The sequence below is a fragment of the Microcystis sp. M53603_WE2 genome (genome assembly GCF_030065435.1).
Window position 1 is genome coordinate 1 of the sequence record NZ_JASJFF010001279.1, and the last position, 2,847, is coordinate 2,847.

At 45.6% G+C, this 2,847-nt stretch carries 2 protein-coding genes; both read left to right on the forward strand.

Going from position 1 to position 2,847, the window contains the following annotated elements; translation table 11 throughout:
* Positions 1–250 precede the first annotated feature (250 nt).
* Positions 251–1,351 (forward strand): chorismate synthase, encoded by a 1,101-nt coding sequence (gene aroC / locus PX481_RS26745; protein ID WP_002756826.1) that lies wholly within the window; start codon positions 251–253, stop codon positions 1,349–1,351.
* A 13-nt stretch (positions 1,352–1,364) separates the two neighbouring features.
* Positions 1,365–2,567 (forward strand): glycosyltransferase family 4 protein, encoded by a 1,203-nt coding sequence (locus PX481_RS26750; RefSeq protein WP_288096962.1) that lies wholly within the window; start codon positions 1,365–1,367, stop codon positions 2,565–2,567.
* Positions 2,568–2,847: the final 280 nt, after the last annotated feature.

Sequence of the window (2,847 nt, forward strand, 5' to 3'; positions counted from 1 at the left end):
TGTCAATTGTTTTCGATCTAGAGCGAACTAATCAATTAAGTCTCTTGCCAGATAAGGATTTAGTCGATTTATGCTCCCCTATTGAACCATACCAAATAACGAAGAGCCTTTTTAATTTAATTATAACCAGCTACTTAATTCATAATTCATAATTCATAATTCATAATTCCCAACCCCCAAGCCCTATTCCCGAAAAACTGATAACCGCTCAGGTACAATAAAACCTTGAGGCTTAATAAATATTGAGATTATGGGTAACACTTTCGGACGACTATTTCGGGTTTCCACTTTTGGAGAATCTCACGGGGGTGGGGTAGGAGTGGTTATCGATGGTTGTCCCCCGCGCTTAGAAATTTCCCAAGAGGAGATTCAAATCGATTTAGACCGTCGCAAACCGGGACAAAGCAGAATCGTGACCCCGCGTCGGGAAAATGACATTTGTGAGATAATTTCGGGCGTTTTTGACGGCAAAACCCTCGGTACACCGATCGCTATTCTAGTGCGGAATCAGGATGCTCGTTCGCAAGATTACAACGAAATGGCCGAGAAATTCCGACCTTCCCATGGGGATGCCACCTACGAAGCAAAATACGGCATTCGCAACTGGAAAGGAGGAGGCAGATCTTCGGCCCGGGAAACCATCGGCCGGGTGGCCGCAGGAGCGATCGCTAAAAAAATCCTTAAATCTGTCTATAATGTCGAGATTATCGGCTATGTGAAGCGAATTAAAGATATTGAGGCAATCATCGACCCCAACACCGTCACCCTCGACGAGGTGGAAAGTAATATAGTGCGTTGTCCCAACGAGGAAACGGCCGCCCAAATGATCGCCCTGATCGACCAAATTCGCCTGGATAAGGACTCGATCGGCGGTGTGGTGGAATGTGTAGCCAGAAATGTGCCGAAAGGTCTAGGAGAACCCGTTTTTGATAAGCTAGAAGCCGATTTAGCTAAGGGGATGATGTCCTTACCCGCGAGTAAGGGATTTGAAATCGGATCGGGATTCGCGGGAACCTTCTTAACCGGCAGCGAACACAATGACGAGTATTTTATCGATGATAACGGGGAAATTCGCACCAATAGCAATCGTTCGGGGGGCATTCAAGGGGGAATCAGTAACGGTGAAAATATTATTATCCGCATCGCTTTTAAACCGACCGCGACTATCGGTAAAGAACAAAAAACCGTGACGCGCAGCGGGGAGGAAACCACCCTGGCAGCCAAAGGAAGACACGATCCTTGTGTTTTACCCCGAGCGGTCCCGATGGTAGAAGCGATGATGGCTTTGGTATTATGCGATCATCTGCTCCGTTTTCAGGGACAATGTACGATTAGCGATCGCTTTTTCTAAACCTTTACCCGCGATGAAATTTTTATTCCTTCATTCCAATTTTCCCGCCCAATTTCGCCATTTAAGCACGGTTTTGGCTCAAGACCCCGGAAATCAAGTGATTTTCGGCACTACCAGGCAAGAGGGAGAGATAGCGGGGGTAAAAAAATTTATTTACCAGGAAAGTCGCGCTGTTTCTCCCCAAACCCATCATTATGTCCGTCCCCTCGAAAGTGCGGTTTTACAAGGTCAAGCGGTTTATGGTGTTTGCCAACAACTGAAAAATCAAGGTTTTTATCCCGATATTGTCTATGCACATTCCGGCTGGGGGCCGGGCCTATTTATCAAGGATATTTTCCCGAAAACTAAGTTTTTAGCCTATTTTGAATGGTTTTATCATGCCCATGGTTCCGATGCTGATTTTGATCCGGCGGATCCCCTTAATGCTGATGCCGAGGCCCGGATTAGAATTAAAAATGCGACGATCCTCATCGATCTGGTCAGTTGCGATCGAGGTTTATCGCCGACTATCTGGCAAAAACAACAATTTCCCCCCGAATTTCACTCGAAACTGACGGTTTTACACGATGGCATCGATACGGACTATTTCTGTCCCCGTCCCGATGTGCAGTTAGTGATTCCAGAGATAGGTTTAGATTTATCCGGTGTTAAGGAGATTGTCACCTATGCAACCCGGGGAATGGAACCCTATCGCGGTTTTCCCCAATTTATGACGGCTGTTTCCCTAATTTTAGCCCGTCGGCCTAACTGTCATGTGGTGATTGTCGGTGAGGATCGAGTCGCTTATGGGAAAACTCTACCGGACGGCAAAACCTATAAACAATTGATGTTAGAAAGCCTTTCTTTGGATTTATCCCGGGTGCATTTTACCGGTTCTCTGCCCTACGGTCAATATAAACGGGTTTTACAGGCATCGGCCGCCCATATCTATCTTACTCGTCCTTTTGTGCTTTCTTGGTCAATGTTAGAGGCCATGGCCATGGGTTGCGTCGTGATTGGTTCCGATACTCCCCCCGTGCGAGAATTAATTACTGATGGGGAAAATGGTTTATTAGTGGATTTCTTTTCTCCCCAACAAATAGCTGATCGCGTGGATGAAGTGTTAAATTATCCCCAGCGTTGGCAAAATCTGCGTTTAAAGGCCAGGGAAACTATCAAGCAACGCTACGACCTCAAGCAATGTTTACAGTATCATCTAGATTGGTTATTGAGTTGATTTTTCAGTGAACAGTAATCAGTGAACAGTGAATAGTAAACAGTAATCAGTGAAAAGAAAGCTGCGAACTTGCCAGGTAATTAGGGTCTGCTGAAAAAGTTTTTCCTGGGGGTAGGAGTCAGGAGCCGGTCGTCAGGAGCCGGTCGTTTTAGGCTTTGTTGCCATTGTTTTTTGTACCAAGCTATGTACTACAAGAAGGATAATGCAAGGTTTTTGAAAGTCCCAATCCTATTTTCTTGCACTAACATCGGACTTTAACAGGTCAAAAGCCTTATTTTAA